This is a genomic window from Paenibacillus sp. J31R120 (genome assembly GCF_056269225.1).
Genome location: NZ_JBWDNN010000004.1, coordinates 452,911 through 477,736 on the forward strand (window position 1 = coordinate 452,911; position 24,826 = coordinate 477,736).

Below are 24,826 nucleotides of genomic sequence, written 5' to 3' on the forward strand. Positions count from 1 at the left end.
ACGGCAAGACAACATCAATCGAGGAGGGATTGCGGTTGGCTGAGCAGGAGCAAGTGAAAATAGGATTAGTCGGAGCAAGCTGGTTTGCAGACCTGTGGTATTTGCCGGTCGTTCAGATGCATCCGAATGCGCAGCTGCATGCCATATGCAGCGAAGGCGGCGGAAGCGCGAGACGGATGGCGGACAAATACGGCATTCCGCATGTATTCGGCTCTTATGAGGAGATGCTGGAGCAAGCGGGTCTTGACGGCATATGTATCATTACGCCCAACGATGTGCATGTGACGATCGCGGAAGCGGCCATGAATCGGGCCGTCCACGTGATGAGCGAGAAGCCATTGGCGCTTAACTTGAAGGAAGCGGAGCAGATGATGCGTTTCGCGGAGAGAAGCGGAATGATCCATGGCGTTAATTTTACGTACAGGGAACATCCCGGAGTGCGCCGAATAAAGGCAATGGTAGAGGAAGGTCTAATCGGCCGGCTGCAATCCGGGCATTTTGAATATACAGGAGACTATGGCGTCGCCGGGCCTCCGGGCTGGAGAGGCTCCATTGCGAAGGGCGGCATAGGCGGCGTACTTGCGGATCTGGGATCTCATTTGATCGATTTGGCACAATATGTAACCGGAGACGGCTTATCGGAAGTTAGCGCGGATGCCACGTTCGCGCATCGGGATATGAACCCGGATGCGGCGGCGGACGCCGTCATCTTCTTAGCCCGTTCTTTGCAGGGTGCGCAGCATACGTTCCGTACGAGCTGGATCGAGCATCAGGGGACGAAGGGGCAGACGATTCGTATTCATCTGAATGGACAACTCGGCATTATCGAATTTGCCGTCAGCCATCTAGGTTCCGCTTTGTCTTATACGCTGCATGAAGGCGGTAAGACGGTAGTGGATCTTCAGGAGGATGGTCTCCCTGCGTGGAATGAAGACGAACCGTCCTCGGAGACGAGCTTCAGGCCTTGGCGGCTGACGGACCGCAATGAGGTATGGAAGTGGATCGACCGCATCATCGACCGAAAGGAAGGTACAGCGGAAGCATCAGCCGACGCGCCTACCTTTGCCGACGGATATTACGCACAGTCTGTTATGGAGGCTGTCATGCAGGCAGCAGAGGAACGGCGCTGGGTGCCGGTTCGATCGGTGGAATAGAAACGAAATACGATCTCTTGTTATAGTGAAAGCCTTGAGCCCTATGATCAAATAGGTACTTCAAGGCTTTTTTATGCATGCTATAAAAGGATTGACGTAATCTGCGCCTAGCACGTATGCCAGGTTGTTTTTTAGTTTTAGCGAAATAAGACGATTCTAAAAACGAAGTAGCATGTCGGTTTTTTAATAACAATAAAATACGGTACGGGGGTATTGTAATTTTTCGTTGACGAATATAGGGGTACGGGGTATACTGATGATGTCGACAGGAAATGAAAGGTTCCTCATCCATCCCGATAAGAGAGCGAAAGCTGATGCGGAGTGAAGAAGTGAGGAATAGATGAACTTATAAATTGATCAAGAAGCATAGGAGTGTTCAATATGAAACAGGAAGCTTTAACGGCAAGCAACGATCAAGTGACATTTGATATATCCGGCATGACCTGCGCGGCTTGTGCTAACCGCATTGAGAAGGGACTTAACAAAATGCCGGGCGTGTCTCAGGCCAGCGTCAACTTCGCAATGGAGACCGCCAGCGTCAGCTTCTCGTCTTCGGAGATTTCCGTAGAAGATATGCAGAGCAAGGTGAAGCAGCTGGGTTATGCCGCGGCGCTGAAGGCAGAAGAGAAAGAGACGCAGGAGCATCGTTCCCGTGAGACGAGAAAGCATAAGCTGACGCTTATCCTGTCTGCGCTACTCTCGCTTCCACTGCTCTGGAGTATGGTCGGCCACTTCTCATTTACTACATGGATGTACGTACCGGATTTGTTCATGAATCCGTGGTTCCAGTTAGTATTGGCTACGCCAGTACAATTCTATGTAGGCGCGCCGTTCTACAGGGGAGCCTATAAGGCGCTTCGCAACCGAAGCGCGAATATGGATGTGCTGATTTCATTGGGAACATCGGCGGCTTATTTCTACAGCATCTACCTGACGCTTCAGTGGTGGGCGGACGGAGCGTCCGCGCATCACGGCCATTCTGTGCAACACGGCCCGTCCCTGTACTTCGAGACTAGCGCCGTTCTGATCACGCTCGTGGTACTTGGCAAGCTGTTTGAGACGCTGGCCAAAGGCCGGACCTCGGAAGCCATCAAGTCGCTGATGGGTTTACAGGCGAAGACAGCGCTCGTCATTCGCGATGGTGAAGAACGCGCCGTTGCGATTGAAGAAGTACTAAAAGGCGACATTGTTATTGTGAAGCCGGGCGAAAAAATTCCGGTAGACGGCCAGGTGCTTGAAGGAAGCTCGGCTGTAGATGAATCCATGCTGACGGGCGAGAGTATCCCCGTGACGAAAAATACAGGCGACCATGTCATTGGCGCCACCATTAACAAAAACGGCTTGCTGCGCATTACAGCGACGAAGGTCGGCAAAGATACCGCATTGGCACAAATTATTAAAGTTGTGGAAGATGCGCAAGGCTCGAAAGCGCCGATTCAGCGGGTTGCGGATGTCATCTCCGGCATCTTTGTACCTATTGTAGTAGCGATAGCTGTTGTGGCATTTCTGGTATGGTACTTTATCGTAACGCCGGGCGACTTCGGCGGCTCGCTGGAGAAGGCGATTGCGATTCTGGTTATCGCATGTCCTTGTGCGCTTGGACTGGCGACTCCAACCTCGATCATGGCGGGCTCCGGCCGTGCGGCAGAGCTGGGCGTTCTCTTCAAGGGCGGCGAGCATTTGGAAGGTACTCATCGCATCGATACGGTTGTTCTGGATAAGACAGGTACGGTAACCAAAGGCAAGCCTGAGCTGACAGATGTCGTAACGGCATGGAATGAAGAAGAGCTTCTGCGTTTGGTAGGATCGGCAGAGAAAGGCTCGGAGCATCCGCTTGCGGAAGCCATTGTAGCAGGCGCTGAAGCTCGCGGTATCAAGCTTGTAGATGCACAATCCTTCCAAGCCATCCCTGGTTTCGGCATAAGTGCGACAATCGATGGCCGGGACGTGCTCGTAGGTACAAGAAGGCTGATGGAACGCTATCAAATAGAAGCGAAAGACGCATTGAAGGCTATGACGGCACTTGAGATGGAAGGCAAAACTGCGATGCTGGCAGCGGTGGACGGCGAGTATGCAGGCATGGTTGCAGTAGCGGACACGATCAAGGATTCCTCGCCAGCTGCAATAGCGAGACTGAAAAGCATGGGCATTGAGGTTGTCATGATTACAGGGGATAATGAACGGACCGCCAAAGCGATAGCGTCCGAAGTCGGCATCGATCATGTACTTGCTGAGGTTCTGCCGGAGGGCAAAGCCGAGGAAGTGAAGAAGCTGCAGGCACAGGGCAAAAAGGTAGCGATGGTCGGCGATGGAATCAATGATGCACCGGCGCTGGCTACGGCAGATGTCGGCATGGCGGTTGGCACTGGAACTGACGTGGCGATGGAAGCGGCAGATGTGACGCTGATGAGGGGCGATCTGTCAAGCATTCCGGATGCCATCATGATGAGCCGCAAGACAATGTCGAACATTAAGCAGAATCTGTTCTGGGCGCTTGGCTACAATACGCTGGGCATCCCGATCGCGGCGATTGGCTTACTGGCCCCATGGGTGGCGGGCGCGGCCATGGCGCTGAGCTCGGTATCCGTTGTACTGAATGCGCTCCGTCTGCAGCGTATGAAGATATAACTCAGAAGGCAGGGATATTCAATGGACCATTCCATAAAAATCTATACGATTCCCACTTGCAGCGATTGTGCCTTTGCAAAACGGTATTTTGGAGAGCGCGGGCTGTCGTATACGGAGCTGAGGTGCGAGGAAGAGGAGGCGTACCGCAGGGAAGTATGGGAATTGACAGGCAAGCAGGTTGTTCCGACGATCGTCATTGACGGCCATGTATTCATCGGGTTTGCCGATAATCTGTCCGAGATCGCTTCTCTGACCGGACAGAGCCAGAACTAAATCATGCCAGATGCAGGATCAGGGGGACGTTGGTTTCCCTGATCCTTTTTGCGTGTGCAGGCTTGAAATAACGGCAAGAGGGCATTCTACTTTTGGAGGAAAATATAACACTTGACTGAAGTATATATTGATTATATACTTAATTACAAATAGTAAGTAACAAGTGAAAAACAAGGTGGTGATCGCGTGGCTAACAAGCTGCATGCCGATACGCGCTTAGGCGAAGTCAAATTGCGAGTCAGCAATTTGGAGCGCTCGCTCAAGTTTTATGAAGATATTGTCGGCTTCCGCGTGTTGTCGCGAACCGAAAGCATAGCAGAGCTGACTGCCGACGGCCGTAACGTGCTGCTGGTGCTGGAAGAAGTGCCGAACGCGTCGATTACGCCGCTCCGTTCATCGAGCGGGTTGTATCATTTTGCAATTTTGCTGCCGACCCGAAAGGATCTTGGCCTGTCGCTTCGCAGATTGATGGATGCAGGCGTGAAGATCGGGCAAGCGGATCATTTGGTCAGCGAGGCGCTGTATATATCTGACCCGGATTTGAATGGTATTGAGATTTACCGGGACCGTCCGAGGGAACAATGGGAATATGATGCGCAAGGCTTTGTGAAGATGGCGACAGATCCCATTGATTGGGAAGGTTTGCTTGCGGAAGCGAAGGGAAGCGAGTGGAACGGGCTGCCAGACGGCACCGTCATCGGCCATGTCCACTTCCATGTCGGCGATCTTCATAAGTCCAAGCAATTTTATTGCGATGCGATCGGCTTCGAGGTAGAGGCGGATTTGATGCGGCAGATGGGCGCTCTCTTTATCGGGGCTGGCCGCTACCATCATCATATGGGACTTAATGTATGGGCTGGAGCCGGTGCGCCGCCTGTGAAGCCAAACGGTACGGGTATCGAGCATTTTACGATAATCGTGCCGAATGCAACTGAGCTGGAAGAGACGGTTCAGCGGGCGAAGCGGCTAGGCGTAGAACTGGAGCTGCGAGAGGGATCGTTGTGGACGAAGGACCCGAATGGAATAGCATTACAATTAGTAGCAGCAATCTGATCCAACGAATAAAGGAGCGTATAAAGCAATGAAAATTGGTATCGTCGGAGCAAGCGGCAAAGCAGGCAAGCTGATCGCACAGGAAGCTCTTAGCAGAGGCCATGAAGTGACAGCGATTGTCCGCAACAAGGCGAGCGTGCAAGTAACGGGCGCAGCCGTGCTGGAGAAGGATGTATTTGATCTGAAGCAAGCTGATCTGGCTTCTTTCGATATAGTCGTAAATGCGTTTGGCGCTGCGCCCGGTCAAGAGCATCTTCATGTGGATGCAGGGAATGCGCTTATCGATGCGCTGAAAGGCACTTCGGTGCGCCTGTTCGTCGTAGGAGGAGCAGGCAGCTTGTTTGTTGACGAAGCCAAGTCGGTCCGCGTATTCGAGACGCCGGATTTCCCTGCGGCTTATCTGGCGACAGCGCAGAATCAGGGCAAAAACCTGGAGATTCTCCAGAACCAGCAAGATGTGACATGGACATTCCTTAGTCCCTCGGCGTTCTTCCATGCGGAAGGCAGAAGAACAGGCGCGTATGAATCCGGCCAGGATCATCTGCTTGTCAATTCCAAGGGCGACAGCTATATCAGCTATGCCGACTATGCTATTGCGGTAGTAGATGAAATCGAAAATCCGAAACATCTCAACCAAAGATACACCGTTGTCGGCGAAGCGTAAGCGGGCCGGTGCGTTACACATAGATAAAGCTTTATTGGATAAGGAATATGTCACTCACCAACAAGAACAACCAATCGGAGGGAACTTAAAATGGGAATTATGGACACTTTATTTGGAGCAGGAAATAAAAATTCGGAAGCGGCAGCAATGGACTTCTACGCGGCCGTTGAGGGAAGACGCTCTATATATGGCATCAGCAATGAAGGGGTCGTATCGGACGAGCGCATCCATGAAGTCATCAATCATGCGGTGAAGTATACGCCGTCTTCGTTCAACTCGCAAAGCGCAAGAGTTGTCGTGCTGCTGGGCGACCAACACAAAAAACTGTGGGAGATCACTACCAATACATTGAAGGCGATCGTGCCTGCTGATCAATTCGCTCCAACGCAAGAGAAGATGAATGCGTTTGGTGCCGGCTACGGAACAGTGCTGTTCTTCGAGGATCAAACCGTTGTGGAAGGCCTGCAAAAACAATTCGCAGCTTACGCGGATAACTTCCCGGTATGGTCCAATCAATCGAGCGGCATGCTGCAGTTCGTGATCTGGACATCGCTGGAGCTTGAAGGCTTCGGCGCTTCCCTTCAGCATTATAACCCGCTGATTGACGAAGCGGTGAAAGCAGAATGGAACATTCCTGCCGGCTGGAAGCTGCTTGCTCAGATGCCGTTCGGCAAGCCGGTTGCTCCGGCAGGCGAGAAGCAATTCGGTTCGCTTGAAGAGCGTGTGAAAGTGTTTAAATAAGCAGCAAGTTGATTGAGGGATACACTGAAGTGATCGTGTAAATATAGAATGAAAAATAAATGTAGCCCGGTCGAATAGGACCGGGCTACATTTATTTTCTACGTGATTAGTTAAGGAATAGTGGAGATTTATCCCCGTCTCATTTTAATTCATTAGAAAATTCTGTTGTTATTTCTGTAAATATTCTTTGTTTATTATGTGATTCTTCTCCTGAAAGATCATTTGGATCTGTTCCATCCAGATTGAATTTACCAGCTTGCATATTAATGACACCGTATTGACCAAAAGTGTTTTTGCTTAAAAATATCAAGTATTGACTGCCTTTTTTCATGGCCGTATATCCTTCAATTGCTATTCTTTCTTTACCTCTAATAGTCTGTCTTTGACCGATTGGCTCAATCACCTTAAGATCAACAGCATCCTCTTTCGGCCCTTTCAATACCTTTTCAACATTAATTTCTGTAGAAGTGAGAATATACATAAGAATACCCGGAGCTCCTTCTTTCATAAGCACTTCACGATTATCAAAGTTTTTAATCGGACTTCCAATAACAACTAAATCAGCACCTGAGAACAATGCTTCTGCCGTTGGATAGCCTTTATAAGTGGCTGCTGTAGATATGTCACGAACAGAATGATAAATGGTAAAATAATAGTAAGCTGCTGCTGCAAGGATCAAAACCAAGGCCAGTGAAAACAATGTCCTTTTCTTTTTGATTAACATTGTACAACTCTCCCTCTCATATCCTAATTTACCCATTTATACTTCAATTCTCCTTTATTATACGCAGAAGGATGATCTAACATAAACCATTTGTTCAAGACAAAAAGAAGAATCCTGACCAACAAAAGAACGAATGTAAGCGCTTTTGGAGCTCAGGCCGAACAAAATGAAGAGCAATAAGCGACTGATGCAAGTCTGCTAACGAACCGAATTCCTCTACACTTAAAGTAGATTTGCATTGATGCGAGGGGGAATTGCCGACCATGTTTACTTATGATCTTCATCAAGTGCCTTATAGCCGCTACGGGTCGTTTCTTGTTGTATCTCCATTGAAGAAGCAGGGAGACTTGGAGGAAGGTATCTATATTCGCACGGTGCATGGCGGGGATAACAGCCATGGAGCGGTATTTAAGCTGGAGCTTATCCATGAGGGTGAAGCAGTCATCAGTCAGGTGATTGCATCGCCAGAAAGCGTGCGGCTGCTGGCAGCGGATGGGTATGCGGAATGCTGTGTGACGGGCGAGCTAACGATGCAGCTTTTCTCTTGCGGGGTCAACATCCGGTTGACGCTTGTATGCGGAGGCTATGATTACGCTTCGCCGATGAAGGACGGACGCTGGGAAGTGAATCATTTCTCGACAGAGTCGCGCTTCATGCTGGAGAGCGTCTCGGGCGAACTGGCGGTGGACGCGCCATGGTCGGGGACGAAGTGCAGCCATGTCATTGTCGAGCTTCGCAGGGATGCGGAGAGCGGACTGGCTGAAGTGAAGCTGGAGCAATTCTGGACAGTGCGTCCGCCGATCCGGGTAACTCGGATGCTGGAGGCTTGCAAGCGGGAAGTGGGGAACGAGTACCGGGAATGGCTTAGCCGCACGCTGCCGTCAGACGGCAAGTGGAGCGAGGCACGCAAGCTGGCAGCTTACATTACCTGGTCCTGCGTCGTGCCGAAGCGTGGCATGTTGACGAGACCAGCTATGTATATGTCGAAGAACTGGATGACGAATATATGGAGCTGGGATCACTGCTTCAACGCCATGGCGCTAATCCGTCATCAGCCTGAGCTGGCCTGGGATCAATTTATGATTTTCTTTGATGCGCAGGATGAAAGCGGAGCGCTGCCTGACTTTATCAATGACAAGTATGCGCTATGGAATTGCTGTAAGCCTCCTATCCACGGCTGGACGCTGAACTGGATGATGGAGCGGTCCGGCTGGATCGGCAAGGAGCAGCTTGCGGAAGTATACGAGCCGCTAGTGAAATGGACGAATTGGTGGTTTGAGGAACGTGACGACAATGGGAACGGCATTCCAGAGTACCAGCACGGCAATGACAGCGGCTGGGACAACAGTACCGTGTTCCGTTTCGGCGGTCCGATTGAGACACCGGATCTATGCGCCTTCCTCATCCTTCAGTGTGAAACGCTGGCGAAGGTTGCCCATGAACTGGGCAAGCATGACGAAGGAAGAGAATGGGGGCATCGTGCCAAAGCGCTTACGGATCGATTGGTCGAACACTTCTGGGATGGAACATCATTAAGTGCGTGGGTTCGCGACGAACAGCTGGAGCGCAGCGGCGACAGCCTGTTGATGTATATGCCGATTATTCTCGGGAAGCGTCTCCCGGAGCCGCTCTATCGACATCTGCTTGCAGGGCTGGAGGAAGAAGGCCGCTTCCTGACGGCGCATGGCTTTGCTACCGAAAGCGTCGGCAGCGCCTATTATTCGCCTGACGGCTACTGGCGCGGACCGATCTGGGCGCCGGTCATGATGCTGTTGGCCGACGGACTGGCTAGCGCCGGAGAGAGCGGGCTTGCAGGAACGGCTGCGGAACGCTTCTGTCGCATGGCGAGCATAAGCGGCATGGCGGAGAATTACAATGCCTTGACCGGCGAAGGGTTGCGGGACCGGGCGTTCACTTGGACATCAAGCGTCTTCCTCATTTTGGCGAATGAATATGCGTCTAAGGAACATATTTCCACCGTTTGAAGAGAGACATCCGGCATGATACACTTCTGATACACAAGCATGATGCCCGGAGGAGGCGACTAGCGTGGACAGAACGCCGCAAGGCTGGATTCGGAGAGGATTGCAGCTTCCGCGCAAGAGCATACGCTTCAAGCTGCTCACTTTTTTTCTGGTAGTCGCCATAATACCGCTGCTGTCGCTGGGCTTTTTATCGTACCGCACCTCCTCGGATTTGCTGCATGTGCAGTTCGGCAAATACGGGGAGAATGCGGTATCCCAGCTTCAATATCAAATTGATGCCCAGCTTCGCCAGATGAGGCTGACGGCCGAATATATTCACTCTTATCTGCTGGACCCGACCAAAAGCGTCCTTACGGAAGAAGTGCCGAAGTCCTATTCGCAAATTCAGGAGAAAAACAATCTGGAAGACTTTTTGAAAGCGCTTAAAACCGAAATGCATGCCGGCGTATTCATCGTCACCAAGTCCGGTTATTTCTATGGTGAAAACACGCTGATACCGGATGTATTGCGGCAGGAAAGCTGGTGGACCGGCATCAGCCCCGAATTCCGGGGACAATACTGGACAGGCCTGTACGAGACGCATCATTACCGCGCCGATTATCGCGATGCCTCGCGCAAGGTGATGGGGCTGGTCGTACCGATTCGCAACCAGGAAGGGCCTCTGAAGGAAAGCAGCATTCTGATTGAGATGGAAGCTGACGATATCTACGATCAGCTGAAGCGCTTCGAACGCGACATGGACGCTTCCCTTACTATTCGTAACGGCGCGGGGAAAGTCATCTATGATTCGCTAGGGGACAGGGAGCCGCAGCCTGACGATGTGATCTGGTCGCAGCCGCTTGCAGAGAACGATTGGACGGTGGAGGCGCGCCTGCCATACGAGACGTTCTATCAATCGTCGAATGTCATTCGCTCCTATACGGCAGTCGGACTTGCGCTGTCTGTTCTGCTTGCGTTGATATTGGCCTTTTTGCTTGCGTCGAGATTCACTTCGCGCATTAAGCGGGTGAAGGATTCCATGAACAAGGCGGGAGCGGGCAAACTTCAAACCCGGATCGAGGTGGATTCGGATGACGAGCTCGGCGTGCTGGGGCGCAGCTTCAACAATATGGTCGGCCAAATCCAGACACTGCTGGATGAGGTGACCCGTACGGAGCAGCAGAAGAAAGAGGCGGAGCTGAGGGCGATTCATTACCAGATCAACCCCCATCTGCTGTTCAATACGCTTAATTCGATCCAGTGGAAGGCACGGCTCCAAGGCAATGAGGAAATTCGCAAGATGCTCTATCATTTGACGATGGTGCTGGAGGGCAATCTGGACATTACGCAGGAGCTTGTTACGGTGGATAGAGAGCTGGCGATGATCGATCACTTCCTCCATATCCAGCGCATTCGCTATGGCGATATGTTCAGCTATGAGGCGAATGTCGATCAAGGGGCGGCAGAGGCGCTCATCCCGCGTATGAGCTTGCAGCCGCTGTTCGAAAATATCTTTTTCCATGGCTTCGAGGACGGCGAAGGCTCGATCAAGCTGAAGCTGCAAGAGGAGCAAGAGCTGCTTCGATTGACGCTCCAGGACGACGGACGCGGCATGACGGAGGAGCGAGCGCGTGCGCTGCTTAATCCGGGCAGCAAGCGGACGACGAGAGGCGGGCTTGGCGTCGCCAATGTCGATCAGAAGTTCAGGCTTCATTTTGGCCCGCAATACGGACTATCCATCGAATCAACGCCGGAGCAAGGCACAACTATTGTGATCGTATGGCCCAGAAAGGAGTCGGCTTCGGATGAATGAACCCATTAAGGTATTGATCGCCGATGATGAGAGCATTGTCCGCAAAGGACTGCGTGCTACGGTGAACTGGAGCGAATTCCGCATGGAAGTCGTCGCGGATGTGCCGAACGGCCGCAAGGCGTGGGAGAGCTTTCTGGAGCATCGTCCGGAGGTCGTCATCACGGATATCGTCATGCCGGAGATGGACGGCATCGAGCTGACGCGCAAAATCAAGGAGCTGGCTCCCCATACGAAAATATTGCTGCTCAGCTGCCACCGCGATTTTGAATATGCGCAGCAGGGCATCAAGCTGGGCGTGGCGGGCTATTTGCTTAAGACCGCCTTTGAGGATGAGGAGATGGAGCGGCTGCTCGGAGGTTTCCGCGACGAATTGTCCGCTTTGGCGGCCGAACCGCGAGTGGAGAAAGCCACCGGCCGTCTGGACGATATGTTCTGCGCCTGGGTATACGGGGCGCATAATGAAACAGAATTTATGGAGCGGCTCCGGCAGCGCTGGGCTGCTGAATGGAGCTGGATGGAGGGCGCGCATGAGATTTATCTGCTGCAGCAGGAGGAAGGGCTGAGCGAGCTTGCGGCAGCGCTTGCAGAGAAGCAAGGAGCCGCCACGATGTTATGCGGTCATAATCGCTGCTATATCGTGTTTGCCCCTGAGCTGAAGGAGGAACTGGATGCGCTGTTGATGGAGCGGCTGGGCAAGGACCCGTCCTTCCGCTGGTACAAGGAAGGCGCGCAGCTCGGGATGGAAGGCTGGTTGCGTACCGTCCGTTCGTTGCATGCAAAGGCTGAGCGCGACCGAAGCTACGGCATCCATGCGGAGTCATGGCCTGAGGCGCTGCAGAAGGCGGTCGCCATCGTGGCGAAGGATCTCCGCTATCCTTGGTCTGTCAGCAATGTAGCAGATCGCGTAGGGCTTAGCCGCAGCCATTTCAGCACGTTGTTTAAGAAGGTGTCGGGAGAGAACTTCGTTGATTTCATCCACCGAATGCGACTGCGCGCCGCCCGCGACATGCTGGCCCATACAACGCTGACGCAGCAGGATATTGCAGAGCATATTGGCCTCATCGACGGCAAATACTTCAGCAAATGGTTCAAGCGCTCAAGCGGCATGACCCCGAGCCAGTATCGAGGCCAACAAAAAGGAGAATCCTAACATACAAATTCGCGAAGCTCGCCCGTTATCGAACAAACGGATGCCTAAGAGCGGACGCGTGAACGTTTTTGAACCGCTTTCATTCGAGCTACAATGAAAGCGGTTCAATTATTTTGGACCGGTAACGATCCTACACCACATAGGGGGAATTCGAAATGAGGAAGTCCGCAATGCTCCTGACCGCAATCATGATGGTCATCGTGCTGGCCCTATCCGCTTGCAGCGGAGGAGGCGGTAATTCGGAGGGAAGCAAGGATCAGAACAAGGGCAACACCAACTCGCAAAATGAAGGGAAAGACAATGGAGGCAACGCTACGATTCGCTTCGCAACCTGGGATACCGGAGAAGCGCTGAAGATTCAGCAGGAGATCGCCAAGAAGTTCGAAGCGGCGCATCCCGGCATCAAGGTGCAGGTGGAGCCTTACGGCGACGGCTTCGACCAGAAGCTGGCTGCGGGCTTCGGCGCAAGCAACCCTCCGGATGTGATGTACATGTGGGACTTCCCGACGTACTATAAGTCGCTGGAGCCGCTGGACGGCTTTGTCGAGAAGGATGAAACGCTGCAAATCGACGATTTCTATCCGGGCCTGTTCGCCTACAACAAAGTAGAAGGCAATCTGTACGGCTTGCCGGCGGGCTTTACGACAAGGGTCTTTTATTATAACAAGAAGCTGTTCGACGATGCGGGCATCCCGTATCCGCAGGATGGTTGGACATGGGACGACATGAAAGCAATCGCACAGAAGCTGACGGACAAGAGCAAGAAGCAATACGGCATCGGCGTGCGCGCCGACAACGACACCTACGATCTGCAAGGCTTCGTCTGGAGCAACGGCAGCAGCTTGATCAGTGACGATGGAACCGCCATCTCGGGCTACATGAACAGCAAAGAAACAGCGGAAGCAATCGGCGTGCTCGGCCAAGCAGTGAAGGAAGGCTATGGCGTGCTCGTCGGCGGCAAAAACCAGCAGAGTGGCGACGATATTTTCAAAGCCGGCAAAATCGCCATGTGGGAAAGCGGCATCTGGCCGCTGGAAGGCTTCAAGGAAGCGGGCATCGACGTCGGTACGGTCGAGCCGCCAACCTTCCCGGGCAAAGATGTGAAGGGCGTGCTGGCGCAATCCGCCGTCTCCATCGCCAAGGATTCCAAGCATAAGGAAGCGGCATGGGAGTTCGTGAAGTTCTACGTCTCCGCGGAAGCGATCAAGATGAGAACGGCCGACCTGCCGATCCGCATCAGCATTGTAGAAGATAAGGGCTTCAAGGAAGACGCGCTGTACAAACCGTTCTATACGATGCTGGAGCGCTCCTCGAATGCGCCAGCGTTCCTGCTGCATCCGAACTGGAGTCAGATCAACCGGAATCTGTCGGTTGCGGTGGAAGCGATCATGCTCGGCAACAATCCGCAGGAGATGCTGGACCAGGCTGTGAAGGAGTCGGAGAAGTTTTTGAAATAACATAGAAAGCGCCGGGGAAAGGGGAATTAACATGAGCACACACGAGACAGCGATCATCCCCCCGCAAGCGGCGAAACGGCGAAGCAAGATCAAATGGGGTAGGGCAACACCCTACCTCTTTATTCTCCCATGGATCATTGGTCTGTTCGCCTTCACGCTGGGGCCGCTCCTCTTTTCGCTTGTTATCAGCTTTTTTGACTGGCCGGTTGTCGGTCAGGTGGAGTTTATAGGCTTTCGCAATTATTCGGAAATGTTCACGGAAGATCCGATGTTCTGGACATCGCTGGGCGTCACGCTCAAGTTTGCTGCGCTATTCGTGCCGCTGAATATCATCATTGCGCTGGGGCTTGCGATGCTGCTCAACCAGAATGTCAAAGGCAAAGCGATATTCCGCACGATCTTCTATCTCCCTTCCGTCATCTCGGGAGTAGCGCTGGCGATGATCTGGGCATGGGTATACAGCGGCGAATACGGCATTCTGAACTACTTCCTGTCGCTGCTCGGCATTACGGGACCGGACTGGCTCAACGATACGACATGGGCGCCGGTGGCCATCGTCATCGCCAGCCTGTGGGGGCAAGGGACGATGATGCTGATTTTCCTTGCCGGACTCAAAAACATTCCGAAGGAGCTCTATGAGGCATCTTCCATAGACGGAGCGGGACGCGGCAGACAGTTCTTCAGCATTACGCTGCCGATGCTCAGCCCGACGGTGCTGTTCAATCTGATTACGACGATTATTGCGGCGTTCCAGCAGCTGACGCTGGCGCTTGTGCTGACAGGCGGCGGACCGATGCGGTCCACTTACTTTTACGCCATGTACATGTACGAGAACGCCTTCAAATATTCCAAGATGGGTTATGCCTCCGCTAACGCCTGGTTCATGTTCCTGATTGTGCTGGCGCTGACGATGATCGTATTCAAGTCCTCCAGCATGTGGGTGTACTACGAGGGCGAGATGAAGCAGAACGGCAACAAAAAGAAAGCGAAATGAGGGGACGCGCATGAAAAAAGTCATCATTTATACGCTGCTGGCGCTCCTGTCCGCCTTGTTCCTGGCTCCTTTCTTCTGGCTGCTGACGACATCGCTGAAGGCGCCAACGGAGCTGTATCTATTCCCGCCGAAATGGCTCCCGTCGGAGCTTCATTTCAACAATTTTGCCAAGGCGTGGACGTCCCAGCCCTTTAGTCTGTTTCTCCAAAACTCGCTGATCGTCACGGGCCTGTCGCTGATCGGACAACTGCTGTCCTCTGCGCTTGTCGCTTACGGCTTTGCGAGATACAAGTTCAAGGGACGCGACGCGTTGTTCATCCTGCTCCTGGCGACGATGATGATTCCGTGGGAAGTGACGATGATCCCGCTCTATATGGAGTTTAACTATCTGGGCTGGATCAATACGCTGAAGCCGCTCATTGTGCCTTCGTTCTTCGGCGCTCCATTCTTCATCTTCCTGCTGCGGCAGTTCATTATGACGCTCCCGGTGGAGCTGGAGGAAGCGGCTCGAATCGACGGGGCCAATCCTGTGCAAATCTTCCTCCGTATTATTACGCCGCTTATGACGCCGGCGCTGGTACTGGTAGGAGTATTCCATATGCTGAACAGCTGGAACGATTACCTTGGACCGCTGATCTTCCTGAACGATCAAAGCAAATATACATTGACGCTTGGACTGGCGCAATTCCGCGGCATGTACGGCGTCGACATGGAAGGCATTATGGCCGTAACGACGCTCATCTGCATCCCGCCGCTCGCTATCTTCTTTATGGCGCAGAAGCATATCGTCGAAGGCGTTGCGGGAACGGGCATTAAAGGGTGAGCCCAAGAAGGGTTCTGACACATCATGGCAGGCAACAGCTACTTTAGAGATACGCTGCAAATGAGCGAAGGCGCGCGCCGGTTTCTGACCAGCGAGGCGTTGTACGGCATCGGCATCGGCCTGTACACGCTCGTGCTGAATTACTATTTGCTAGCGATGGGATTAACCGAAGCGAAGGTTGGCGGCATCGTCTCGACGGGCATTCTCGTGATGGGCGGGCTCGCGATTCCCGTGAGCCTGCTGGCGGGCAAGGTCGGGCGCAAGCCGCTGCTGGTATCCGGCGTGTTCGCCGTGGCAGGCGGAGTTGCCTTATTCGCTTCCGGGTGTGGAGAGATTCGGTTTTATGCGGCTCAATTATTGATATCGACCGGACTGTGCTGTATCGAGACGACGGAGGTGCAGCTGCTGTTCTCCTACACCCGGTCGCGGAAGGAAGAGACCCGGTCGTTCAGCTTGATGTTTGCAGTGTTCACCATGTTCGTTGGAGCAGGGACGCTGCTTGGCGGCATGATACCGGGCTGGCTTTCTAGCAGCACGGACCCGGAAGGAGCTGCGGCCGGGTATCGGGCGGTGCTCTATTGCGCTTCGGGCACACTCGCGGTGCTTGGGCTGCTGAGGGCGCTATGGCTCCCTCCGGAGCGCCGGGGCGGGCGAATGGCGTCATCGGCTTCAGAAGGAGAGCATCCGGCGCAGGCTGCGGGAAGCCGCCAGTCTGCCGCAGCGGCAGCAACCTCCCAAGAGAGCGGGCGCGGACCGAAGACGTTCGTATGGCGCAAGCCGAGCCGGACGGTATGGACGCTAGCCTGCTATACGTTCATTAGCGGCATCAGCTTTGCGATGATTAGCGGGTTCCTGAACGTGATGGTGAAGCACCGGACGGGCTGGGAGGACAGCGCGATCTCGCTGCTGCTTACGGCCAATGGCATATTGCTGTTCATAGCTTCGCTGCTGACGCCGTGGGTGCTGGAGCGCTTCGGCATTGCGAAGGCGTTCCGCTGGGTCTATCTGGGCAATGCGCTGCTAGCATTCGTGCTAAGCATGCAACTGCCGGTGGCCATGTTCGCTATGCTCCTGCTGATGAGGGGCGGCGGATTCACCATGCTGAGCAATATGATCGACAGCCAGTCGATGTCGGTGCTCCATGAGCGTGACCGCAACATCTACGCGGGCATGCGCTCCGTTTTCCGCAGCGTGGGTTCGGCGGGAGCCACCTATACGGCGGGGCTGCTGCTGTCCGGCGGTCGAATAGAACTGCCCTTTGCCGTGACTGGCGTCATGCTACTGCTCGGCTACGGTTATTACTACAAGTTTGTACAGCCCTTATTGCAACATAAAGAGACAGGAGGACATACAGCATGACAACATCTACTGGGCTGCCGGATTGGCAGCGGCTCGACGTATTGGAGCGGAACCGTGAGGAAGGCCGTTCCTACTTTATCGCCTATCCCGACAAGGCGAGCGCACGATCTTATGACCGGGGCAGGTCGCCTTGGTTTCGCCTATTGAACGGAACCTGGAAGTTCCAATATGCCGAAGCGCCGGAGCTGGCGCCGGAGAACTTCCATGAAGAGCATTACGATGACAGCGTTTGGGCCGGCATTGCCGTGCCGGGACATTGGCAGCTGCAAGGCTACGGCAAGCCGCATTATACCGATTTGTATTATCCGTTCCCGATCGATCCGCCGCGAGTGCCAAGCGACAATCCAACGGGCTGCTACCGCAAGGAGTTCCGTCTGCCAGGCGGCTGGCTGTCGCGCCGCGTTACGCTTCGGTTCGAAGGTGTCGACAGCGCGTATCATGTCTGGGTCAATGGCAAGCCTGTAGGCTACAGCCAAGGCAGCCGCCTGCCATCGGAGTTCGATATTACCGACTACGTGCGGGAAGGGAGAAACAGCCTTGCTGTGAAAGTCTACCAATGGTCTGATGGCAGCTATATCGAGGATCAGGACATGTGGTGGCTGAGCGGTATCTTCCGAGACGTATCGCTCATCGCCCGTCCGCAGACGCATATTCGCGACTTTGCGGTTCGTACCGAGTTTGCAGGCGGGGGTGATGACGCCTTGCTGTCGATTGACAGCGAGCTTGCGGGCAAAGGCAGCGGGATTGCAGCCGACTATCGGGTTCACTATGCGCTGTCCGAGTGGGGCAGCGGCAGGGAGATCGCATCGTGGACGAGTGATAAGGTTCGCGTCGACGCAGGCGGCAAGGCCGCGCTGCAAGAGAAGATGACGATTGCCAATCCACGGAAATGGACGGCAGAGGAGCCGCATTTGTATTTGCTGCTTATGACGCTGCAAACGCTGGACGGTGAGACAGTCGAGGTTATTCCGGCGCGCGTCGGCTTCCGTCAGGTGGAAGTGAGCGAAGGGCTGATAAAGGTGAACGGAGTGGCTGTGCGCCTTAAGGGTGTGAATCGCCACGACCATCATCCTGAGCTGGGCCGTTATGTCCCGTACGAGGTCATGAAGCAGGATGTGCTCATGATGAAGCGGCATAACATCAATGCCGTTCGTACAGCGCATTATCCGAATGATCCGCGCTTCTATGACCTGTGCGACGAGTACGGATTGTATGTCATGGACGAAGCCGATCTGGAATGCCATGGCGTAGAGCTGATCGGCAAGCCGCATATGCTGAGCGATGATCCCGCATGGGAAGCCGCTTATGTTGACCGCGTCGCGCGTATGGTGCAGCGGGATAAAAACCACCCTTCGATCATCATGTGGTCGCTCGGCAATGAATCCGGCTTTGGCTGCAATCAGCGTGCAATGAGCGCATGGTGCAAGACTGCTGATCCGACGCGGCTCATCCACTATGAAGGAGACCGCGAGGCGGAGGTATGCGACGTCTACAGCACGATGTATTCCTCGGTGGAGAAGATGATCGGCTTTGGCGAAAAGAACGATTTGGGCAAGCCGCATATCTTGTGCGAATACGCTCATGCGATGGGCAACGGCCCGGGCGGGCTGCTGGAATACGAGGAAGCGTTCCGCGGCAGCAAGCGGCTGCAAGGCGCATTCGTATGGGAGTGGATCGATCATGGTCTGCTGCTGAAAAGCGAGGGCGGCAAAACGGATTATGCTTACGGCGGCGATTATGGCGACGAGCCGAACAACAGCAACTTCGTCATTGACGGCCTCATCTTGCCGGACCGCACCCCATCACCGGGGCTGCTGGAATATAAGAAAACGATTGAGCCGGTTACGATGCAGATTCTGGATGCCGCAGACGGCAAGCTGGAGCTGCTGAGCCGTTATGATTTTCTGAAGCTGGACCATCTGTCGCTGTCCTGGTCGGTTGTGCAGAATGGCGAGGCTGTTCAAAGCGGAGAGCTTCGTCTGCCGCCGATTCCGGCAGGGGAAAAGGGCATTGTCAACTTGCCATATGAGCGCGGAGAACTGGATGCAGGCAGCGGTGACGCTTGGCTGCGCGTCAACGTGACACTTGCGTCGGATCAGCGCTGGGCGCCGCGGGGCCATGAGCTGGCCTTCGACCAATGGACGCTGCCGCTTGCGGCAGTTGCTGAAGCTGAAGGCGTCGCGGGAGCCGAGCCACAGCGAGAGATGAACGGCGCATTGCGTTATGAGCAAGAGGGGAACCGCGCTGTCATTGCCGGGGATCGATTCACACTTGCGTTCGATCTGCACAAGGCGCAACTGACGGAGTGGACATTCGAAGGCAGCACGCTGCTGCATAAAGGGCCAAGCATGAGCTTCTGGCGCGCTGTGATCGACAACGATATGTATGTTGTGAAGGAATGGCACAAAGCGCATATGGACCGGATGCAGACGCGTGTAGATGGATGGCATGCCGAAGCGGATGGCGACGAATGGCTGATCTGTTTCTCGCTGCGCATCGCGCCTCCGGTCTATGATTGGGGCTTCCGCTGCGAGGTCGTCTACCGGATTGCGCCGGATGGACTGGTTACGCTGGATGTATCGGGCCTGCCGGAAGGCAAGCCGCCGGAAATGCTGCCGCGCATCGGCTGGGAGTTGGAGGTGCCGCAGACGCTGCGCCATGCTGTATGGTACGGGCGCGGACCGGGCGAGAACTATGCGGACAGCAAGCGCGCGAACCCCGTGGGCATCTACCGCAGCGGTGTGGAGGAGCTGGAATTCCCGTACGTGTATCCGCAGGAGAACGGCAACCGGACCGATGTTCGCTGGGTGACGCTGCATGACGACAGAGGAATCGGGCTGATGGCGGCGGGCGCGCCGGAGCTGAATTTCAGCGCACATCGTTACACGACCGAGGATCTTGATATTGCCAAGCATCGCTCCGAGCTGAAGGAGCGGGATTATATCATCTGGCATCTGGACTGGAAGCAATCCGGTCTTGGCAGCAACAGCTGCGGTCCGGCACAGCTTCCGCCGTATCAGGCGAAGCCGGAGCCGTTCCAATTCGCGGTGAAGCTGAAGCCGTACCATGCGGAGGAAATATCGCCTGTTGCACTGGGCGCGGAATTAACAACGAGAGGAGAGCGAGAGTCATGACAATGGGGGGAGCGGACATGATCGAACAATTGCTGAATGTGCAGGGGAAGGTAGCTGTTGTAACCGGAGGCGCATCGGGCATTGGCCTGGCAGCGGCGCAGACGCTATCCCGTTATGGAGCCAAGGTCGCCATTCTCGATGTGAACGGGGAGCAAGCGCAGCTTGCCGCAGAGGGCATTCGCGAAGGCGGCGGAGAAGCGGAAAGCTTCCGCTGCGACGTGACGTCGGCGGAGCAATGTGAGGCGGCGGTAAAGGGCATTCGCGAGCGGTTCGGCAGAGCGGATATATTGTTCAACAATGCAGGCGTTATCCGCCGCAAAACCGTTGTCGAGACCGAAGAAGCGGAATGGGATCTCGTTCTTGACGTTACCCTGAAAGGGGCTTTCCTGCTCTCCAAATTCATCATTCCGTTCATGGCGGAGAATGGGGGCGGCAGCATTATCAACACCGGCTCCGGCTGGGGGCTTAAGGGCGGCGACAAGGCGGCCGCTTATTGCGCGGCCAAAGCGGGCATGGTCAATCTGACGAAAGCAATGGCGATTGACCACGGCAGGGACAACATCCGGGTCAACTGCGTATGCCCCGGCGACACCGACACGCCGCTGCTGCGGGATGAAGCGCGGCAGCTCCAGCTGGAGGAGAAGTCGTTCCTCGTCTCCTCGGCGGATCGTCCGCTGGCTCGGTTAGGCACGCCGCAGGACATCGCGAATGCGGTGCTGTTCCTGGCAAGCGATATGTCGCAGTGGGTGACAGGTTCTGTGCTGGTCGTAGACGGAGGCGGGCTGGCTTAAGAGCTTGTTCAGCTTCATCCCATCTTCTGCAGCGTTTTGAAAAAACGCATCATCGGAAGCATAAGCTCATGTGCTGAAAACGGACTTTTTGAACACGCACTTTAAAGAAGCGTTGCAACATTTTCATCAGAATCAGGAGGCGAATGGCATGACTTCCCCTAACAGAACGGTCCATCCTTATATTCCGAATACAGTGCCCGAGGTGCGCAAAGCGATGCTTCGCTCCATTGGCATTAACGATATAGAAGAGCTGTACCAAGGCGTCCCCGCCCATCTGAGGATGCCGAAGGCGATGAATATGCCTCCGGCGCTGACGGAATATGAGCTACAGCGCCATGTAGAGCGCCTGATTGCTCGCAACACAAGCGCGAAGGAAGCGGTAAGCTTTCTGGGGGCGGGCTGCTGGCAGCATTTTATTCCGGCGGTATGCGACGAGATCAGCCAGCGCTCCGAGTTCGTTACGGCGTATGCGGGCGAGCCGTACGAAGATCATGGACGTTTTCAAGCATTGTTTGAGTATCAAAGCTTAATGGCAGAGCTGATCGATATGGACGTCGTCAATGTGCCGACGTTCGACTGGGCGCAGGCGGCATCCACCGCTCTGCGCATGGCTGCCCGGATGACGGGAAGAGGACGCGTGCTGATAGCGGGCTCCGTCTCGCCTGACAAGCTCAAAATCATTATCAACTATTGCACCCCGGTCATCCAAGTGGAGACGGTCAAGTTCGATACGGCAACGGGCGCGCTTGATCTGGCGGACTTGAAGAGCAAGCTTGGCGACGATGTTGCCGCCGTCTATATCGAGAATCCGGGCTATCTCGGCATGATTGAAGCGAACGGCGGGCAGATCGCCGATCTGGCGCATGCGCATGGAGCGGAGTTTGTCGTCGGCGTCGATCCAAGCTCGCTTGGCGTGCTTGCGCCGCCGAGTGCTTACGGAGCGGACATCGTCTGCGGCGACTTGCAGCCGCTCGGCATTCGGATGAATTACGGAGGAGGCCAAGCCGGCTTTATCGCCACGCGAGATGAGGAGCGTTATGTGATGGAATATCCGTCCCGTCTGTTCGGCATTGCGCCGACCAGCGTGGAGGGCGAATACGGCTTCGGCGACGTGGCGTATGAGCGGACTTCCTTTGCCAAGCGGGAGAAGGGCAAGGAATCGGTCGGCACGCAGACCGCGCTGTGGGGCATTATAGCAGGTGTCTATCTCGCCATTATGGGACCGCATGGCATGCAGGAGCTGGGTACAACGATTATGCAGAAATCGCAGTATGCGGCGCGAAAGCTGAGTCAAATTCCGGGTGTCCAGGTACGGTTTGAAGGCGCGTTTTTCAAGGAGTTTGTCGTGGATTTCAACGGGACGGGTAAGACGGTGCGCGAGTTGAATGAAGGCTTGCTGGCGGAAGGCATCTTCGGCGGCAAGGATCTGTCGGAGGACTTTCCGGAGCTTGGGCAATGTGCGCTTTATTGTGTGACGGAGGTTATTTTCCAGGAAGATATCGACCGATTGGCTGCGGCGCTGAAGCGTCTGACGGACAAAGCGTAAGGGGAGGAGCGATCATATGAAACCGATCAAGAGAGAGCAGAAGGTAAGAGCCTTTCATCAGGCCAAATGGGATGAGCCGGTTATATTTGAATTGCATCAGCCCGGCGAGCGCGGCGTCTGGATGCCTGAGGCGGAAGCCGAAATCAAGGAAGCGGTTGGCGACGGCGTATCGCTAATTCCGGCGTCCATGCGCAGAAGCGAGGCGCCCAAGCTGCCGGAAATCGGTCAAGCGAAGGTATTGCGCCATTATTTGAGATTATCGCAGGAGACGCTCGGCTCCGATCTCAATGTCGAGATTGGGCAAGGCACTTGCACGATGAAATATATTCCGCGTGTTAACGAGTTTCTGATTCGCAGCGACAAGGTAGCCGATCTGCATCCGCTGCAGGATGAGAGCACCGTGCAGGGCATGCTGGAAATCTATCACCGCATGGATCTGGCGATGCGCGAGATTTCAGGCATGGATGCATTCAGCTTCCAGCCGAGCAGCGGCACGCAGGCGCTGTTCGCCATGGCGTCGATCGTCCGGGCCTATCATGAGGCGAACGGCGAAGGCGATCAGCGCGATGAGATCATTACGACGATCTTCTCTCATCCATCGCAAGCGGCAACGGCTGCGGTCAAGGGCTATAAGATTATTACTTTGTACCCGGATGAGAACGGCTTCCCGGATATCGAGAAGCTGAAGGGGGTCATCTCGGAGCGGACGGCGGGCTTTGTCGTGGCGAACCCGGAGGATACGGGCATCTTTAATCCGCGCATCCGCGAATTTACCGATCTGGTGCATGAAGCGGGCGGGCTGTGCTTCTACGATCAGGCGAACGCCAACGGCCTGCTCGGCATTGCGAGAGCGAAGGAAGCGGGCTTCGATATGTGCTTCTTCAACCTGCACAAGACGTTTGCCGCGCCGCATATGTGCGGCGGTCCAGCGACTGGCGCGCTCGGCGTCGTGGAGAAGCTGAAGCCATTCCTGCCAGGGCCTTATGTCGAGGAAGAGAACGGCCGCTACACCTTTAAGTGGGATCAGGAGTATAGCATTGGTAAGGTGCGCTCCTTCCACGGCGTCGCCCAGACCGTGCTGCGCTCGTACGCCTGGATTCGCAGCCTTGGAGCAGACGGGCTGCTCAATGTGGCCCAGATCGCCGTATTGAACAACAATTATTTGTATCACCATATTACGAAAATCCGCGGGGCTAGCGCTCCGTATGTGGAAGGCATGCGTCTGGAGCAGGTGCGCTATAGCTGGGAGCAGCTTGCGCAAGAAACAGGTGTTACGACAGAAGACGTACAACGCAGAATGTGCGATTTCGGCCTTCACTACTGGACCAGCCATCATCCGTATATCGTGCCGCAGCCATTCACGCTGGAGCCGACGGAATCGTACTCCAAGGACGACCTGGACGAGTATATTGCCGCATTGGAGCATATCTCTTACGAGGCTTACAACGAGCCGCAAATCGTCAAGGACGCGCCGCATGCCAGCACCGTGCATCGCATTGACGAATCGTCCCTCGACGATCCGGCTCTGTGGTGCACTAGCTGGAGAGTATATTTGCGCAAGACGGGCCTTGCCGCTTCCGGGAAGTAGCTGGTTGGAGGCAAGCATATGAAGTGGATGTAACTTGCAGCTAATCCCGCTATTAAATTTCGAAATACTTGAAAAACGAGAAGCTTCCGCATCCTTGAACGAGGTGGTGGAGGCTTCTTTATTTATCAAATTTTATTATTCCTACTTGACAGGTGTGAATAATTGGTTTAGTCTGAATCCAACGCAAATCAACGAACACTCATTTAATGATTAATCATTTGATGAATGTTCATTATCTTAAAATTAAATCAATCAGTCGCCGATTGGACCGCCAAAGGCTCCTGCTTTTCTCTACTTGCTAGAGGAAGCCAGGAGTTTTTTTGTTACCACAATAGAATTTATAAGTTTTCCGGGGGATCGGATATAAAAATTCTATTTGGAAAAGCCTCGATAGAGGTTTTCTCATCCGGCGTGTGGATGAAGGGGGATATATGGACAACAGGAATTGGGAGTTGCTTGAGGAAGCGGATTGGCTGTTCCGCAAGCTGGTCAGACGTTTCGTGAAGGAGCGCGACAAAATTACGATTGAAGGCATTTCGCTGCCGGGCTTGCTCATTCTGAATTTAATTCATCAGCAGGGAGAGCAGCGTCTCGGGGAGCTGGCGGATCAGCTGGACTTTACGTCGGGAGCGGTCACTGCGTTATGCGACAAGCTGGAGGATGGCGGGTTCGCCGCCCGGGTGCGAAGCGAGGAAGACCGCCGTACCGTTATTCTGCGGATTACCGAGCAAGGGCGGGAGCTGTTGAAGCGCAACCGGGATGCGGGAGCTTATATGATCTCGGTATTGTTCGAGGGCTTTACGTCCGAGGAACTGGATACGCAAATCGGGATTTTCAAAAGATTGAGCCACAATGTGGAACGATTCTCGGATACCGTGATGGCTTATGCGGAAGAGAAGCAGGCTGCCCAGAAGACTAAGGGCGCGGAATTAACGAACCGGACGAATCGATTTATATCCTACTAAATTTG

19 protein-coding genes are annotated in these 24,826 nt (G+C 54.4%); 18 read left to right on the forward strand and 1 reads right to left on the reverse strand.

The features are described from left to right. Window positions 1-35: 35 nt before the first annotated feature. The 6 genes from AC0YNW_RS17550 to AC0YNW_RS17575 all read left to right on the forward strand — a co-directional run bounded on the left by AC0YNW_RS17550 (window position 36) and on the right by AC0YNW_RS17575 (window position 6,513). Window positions 36-1,154: a Gfo/Idh/MocA family protein gene (locus tag AC0YNW_RS17550; protein WP_475833027.1), complete on the forward strand. Its 1,119-nt coding sequence runs from the start codon at window positions 36-38 to the stop codon at window positions 1,152-1,154. A gap of 381 nt (window positions 1,155-1,535) precedes the next feature. Then, window positions 1,536-3,782 carry a heavy metal translocating P-type ATPase gene (locus tag AC0YNW_RS17555; protein WP_475833028.1) on the forward strand — a complete coding sequence of 749 codons (2,247 nt, stop codon included), beginning with the start codon at window positions 1,536-1,538 and terminating at the stop codon, window positions 3,780-3,782. Window positions 3,783-3,803: 21 nt separating this feature from the next. After that, the gene (locus AC0YNW_RS17560) at window positions 3,804-4,055 is read left to right on the forward strand and encodes a glutaredoxin family protein (RefSeq protein ID WP_475833029.1); all 252 of its coding nucleotides are present in this window, start codon (window positions 3,804-3,806) and stop codon (window positions 4,053-4,055) included. A 186-nt stretch (window positions 4,056-4,241) separates the two neighbouring features. Then, on the forward strand, window positions 4,242-5,108 hold the full coding sequence (locus AC0YNW_RS17565) for a VOC family protein (RefSeq protein WP_475833030.1): 867 nt from the start codon (window positions 4,242-4,244) through the stop codon (window positions 5,106-5,108). A gap of 28 nt (window positions 5,109-5,136) precedes the next feature. Continuing rightward, window positions 5,137-5,772, forward strand: coding sequence for an NAD(P)-dependent oxidoreductase (locus tag AC0YNW_RS17570; RefSeq protein WP_475833031.1), 636 nt, complete (start codon window positions 5,137-5,139; stop codon window positions 5,770-5,772). Between the two features lie 90 nt (window positions 5,773-5,862). After that, on the forward strand, window positions 5,863-6,513 hold the full coding sequence (locus AC0YNW_RS17575) for a nitroreductase family protein (protein WP_475833032.1): 651 nt from the start codon (window positions 5,863-5,865) through the stop codon (window positions 6,511-6,513). A gap of 139 nt (window positions 6,514-6,652) precedes the next feature. On the opposite strand, the gene AC0YNW_RS17580 is transcribed toward AC0YNW_RS17575, so the two are convergent. Then, window positions 6,653-7,273, reverse strand: coding sequence for a hypothetical protein (locus tag AC0YNW_RS17580; protein WP_475833033.1), 621 nt, complete (start codon window positions 7,271-7,273; stop codon window positions 6,653-6,655). 227 nt (window positions 7,274-7,500) lie between these two features. Here AC0YNW_RS17580 and AC0YNW_RS17585 point away from each other — a divergent pair, with 227 nt between their 5' ends. From AC0YNW_RS17585 to AC0YNW_RS17640, 12 genes are all read left to right on the forward strand, one after another. Further along, on the forward strand, window positions 7,501-9,222 hold the full coding sequence (locus AC0YNW_RS17585; protein WP_475833034.1) for an amylo-alpha-1,6-glucosidase: 1,722 nt from the start codon (window positions 7,501-7,503) through the stop codon (window positions 9,220-9,222). Between the two features lie 64 nt (window positions 9,223-9,286). Next, window positions 9,287-11,014 (forward strand): sensor histidine kinase, encoded by a 1,728-nt coding sequence (locus AC0YNW_RS17590; RefSeq protein ID WP_475833035.1) that lies wholly within the window; start codon window positions 9,287-9,289, stop codon window positions 11,012-11,014. Next, window positions 11,007-12,164 (forward strand): response regulator transcription factor, encoded by a 1,158-nt coding sequence (locus tag AC0YNW_RS17595; protein ID WP_475833036.1) that lies wholly within the window; start codon window positions 11,007-11,009, stop codon window positions 12,162-12,164. Before AC0YNW_RS17590 ends, AC0YNW_RS17595 begins: the two co-directional genes overlap by 8 nt. A gap of 155 nt (window positions 12,165-12,319) precedes the next feature. Beyond that, window positions 12,320-13,621, forward strand: a complete 1,302-nt coding sequence (locus tag AC0YNW_RS17600) for an ABC transporter substrate-binding protein (protein WP_475833037.1) — start codon at window positions 12,320-12,322, stop codon at window positions 13,619-13,621. Window positions 13,622-13,652: 31 nt separating this feature from the next. Continuing rightward, on the forward strand, window positions 13,653-14,615 hold the full coding sequence (locus tag AC0YNW_RS17605; RefSeq protein ID WP_387471333.1) for a carbohydrate ABC transporter permease: 963 nt from the start codon (window positions 13,653-13,655) through the stop codon (window positions 14,613-14,615). Between the two features lie 10 nt (window positions 14,616-14,625). Then, the gene (locus AC0YNW_RS17610) at window positions 14,626-15,438 is read left to right on the forward strand and encodes a carbohydrate ABC transporter permease (RefSeq protein ID WP_387471335.1); all 813 of its coding nucleotides are present in this window, start codon (window positions 14,626-14,628) and stop codon (window positions 15,436-15,438) included. 24 nt (window positions 15,439-15,462) lie between these two features. Beyond that, a complete protein-coding gene (locus tag AC0YNW_RS17615) occupies window positions 15,463-16,797 on the forward strand; it encodes an MFS transporter (protein ID WP_475833038.1) in 1,335 nt (444 codons plus the stop codon). Continuing rightward, a complete protein-coding gene (locus AC0YNW_RS17620) occupies window positions 16,794-19,931 on the forward strand; it encodes a glycoside hydrolase family 2 TIM barrel-domain containing protein (protein WP_475833039.1) in 3,138 nt (1,045 codons plus the stop codon). Before AC0YNW_RS17615 ends, AC0YNW_RS17620 begins: the two co-directional genes overlap by 4 nt. Before the next feature lie 17 nt (window positions 19,932-19,948). Next, window positions 19,949-20,722: an SDR family NAD(P)-dependent oxidoreductase gene (locus tag AC0YNW_RS17625; protein WP_475833173.1), complete on the forward strand. Its 774-nt coding sequence runs from the start codon at window positions 19,949-19,951 to the stop codon at window positions 20,720-20,722. A 148-nt stretch (window positions 20,723-20,870) separates the two neighbouring features. Further along, window positions 20,871-22,268 (forward strand): aminomethyl-transferring glycine dehydrogenase subunit GcvPA, encoded by a 1,398-nt coding sequence (gene gcvPA / locus AC0YNW_RS17630; RefSeq protein WP_475833040.1) that lies wholly within the window; start codon window positions 20,871-20,873, stop codon window positions 22,266-22,268. A gap of 16 nt (window positions 22,269-22,284) precedes the next feature. Next, a complete protein-coding gene (gene gcvPB / locus AC0YNW_RS17635; RefSeq protein ID WP_475833041.1) occupies window positions 22,285-23,856 on the forward strand; it encodes an aminomethyl-transferring glycine dehydrogenase subunit GcvPB in 1,572 nt (523 codons plus the stop codon). Between the two features lie 431 nt (window positions 23,857-24,287). Then, on the forward strand, window positions 24,288-24,821 hold the full coding sequence (locus tag AC0YNW_RS17640) for a MarR family winged helix-turn-helix transcriptional regulator (RefSeq protein ID WP_475833042.1): 534 nt from the start codon (window positions 24,288-24,290) through the stop codon (window positions 24,819-24,821). Window positions 24,822-24,826: the final 5 nt, after the last annotated feature.

Bases quoted from the DNA above. Each gene is read 5' to 3' on its own strand.
- AC0YNW_RS17610 (WP_387471335.1), top strand. From the start codon at position 14,626: ATGAAAAAAGTCATCATTTATACGCTGCTGGCGCTCCTGTCCGCCTTG.
- AC0YNW_RS17625 (WP_475833173.1), top strand. From the start codon at position 19,949: ATGATCGAACAATTGCTGAATGTGCAGGGGAAGGTAGCTGTTGTAACC.
- gcvPA (WP_475833040.1), top strand. From the start codon at position 20,871: ATGACTTCCCCTAACAGAACGGTCCATCCTTATATTCCGAATACAGTG.
- AC0YNW_RS17595 (WP_475833036.1), top strand. From the start codon at position 11,007: ATGAATGAACCCATTAAGGTATTGATCGCCGATGATGAGAGCATTGTC.
- AC0YNW_RS17585 (WP_475833034.1), top strand. From the start codon at position 7,501: ATGTTTACTTATGATCTTCATCAAGTGCCTTATAGCCGCTACGGGTCG.
- AC0YNW_RS17600 (WP_475833037.1), top strand. From the start codon at position 12,320: ATGAGGAAGTCCGCAATGCTCCTGACCGCAATCATGATGGTCATCGTG.
- AC0YNW_RS17570 (WP_475833031.1), top strand. From the start codon at position 5,137: ATGAAAATTGGTATCGTCGGAGCAAGCGGCAAAGCAGGCAAGCTGATC.
- AC0YNW_RS17615 (WP_475833038.1), top strand. From the start codon at position 15,463: ATGGCAGGCAACAGCTACTTTAGAGATACGCTGCAAATGAGCGAAGGC.
- AC0YNW_RS17620 (WP_475833039.1), top strand. From the start codon at position 16,794: ATGACAACATCTACTGGGCTGCCGGATTGGCAGCGGCTCGACGTATTG.
- AC0YNW_RS17560 (WP_475833029.1), top strand. From the start codon at position 3,804: ATGGACCATTCCATAAAAATCTATACGATTCCCACTTGCAGCGATTGT.
- AC0YNW_RS17575 (WP_475833032.1), top strand. From the start codon at position 5,863: ATGGGAATTATGGACACTTTATTTGGAGCAGGAAATAAAAATTCGGAA.
- AC0YNW_RS17605 (WP_387471333.1), top strand. From the start codon at position 13,653: ATGAGCACACACGAGACAGCGATCATCCCCCCGCAAGCGGCGAAACGG.
- AC0YNW_RS17580 (WP_475833033.1), bottom strand. From the start codon at position 7,273: ATGGGTAAATTAGGATATGAGAGGGAGAGTTGTACAATGTTAATCAAA.
- AC0YNW_RS17555 (WP_475833028.1), top strand. From the start codon at position 1,536: ATGAAACAGGAAGCTTTAACGGCAAGCAACGATCAAGTGACATTTGAT.
- AC0YNW_RS17640 (WP_475833042.1), top strand. From the start codon at position 24,288: ATGGACAACAGGAATTGGGAGTTGCTTGAGGAAGCGGATTGGCTGTTC.
- gcvPB (WP_475833041.1), top strand. From the start codon at position 22,285: ATGAAACCGATCAAGAGAGAGCAGAAGGTAAGAGCCTTTCATCAGGCC.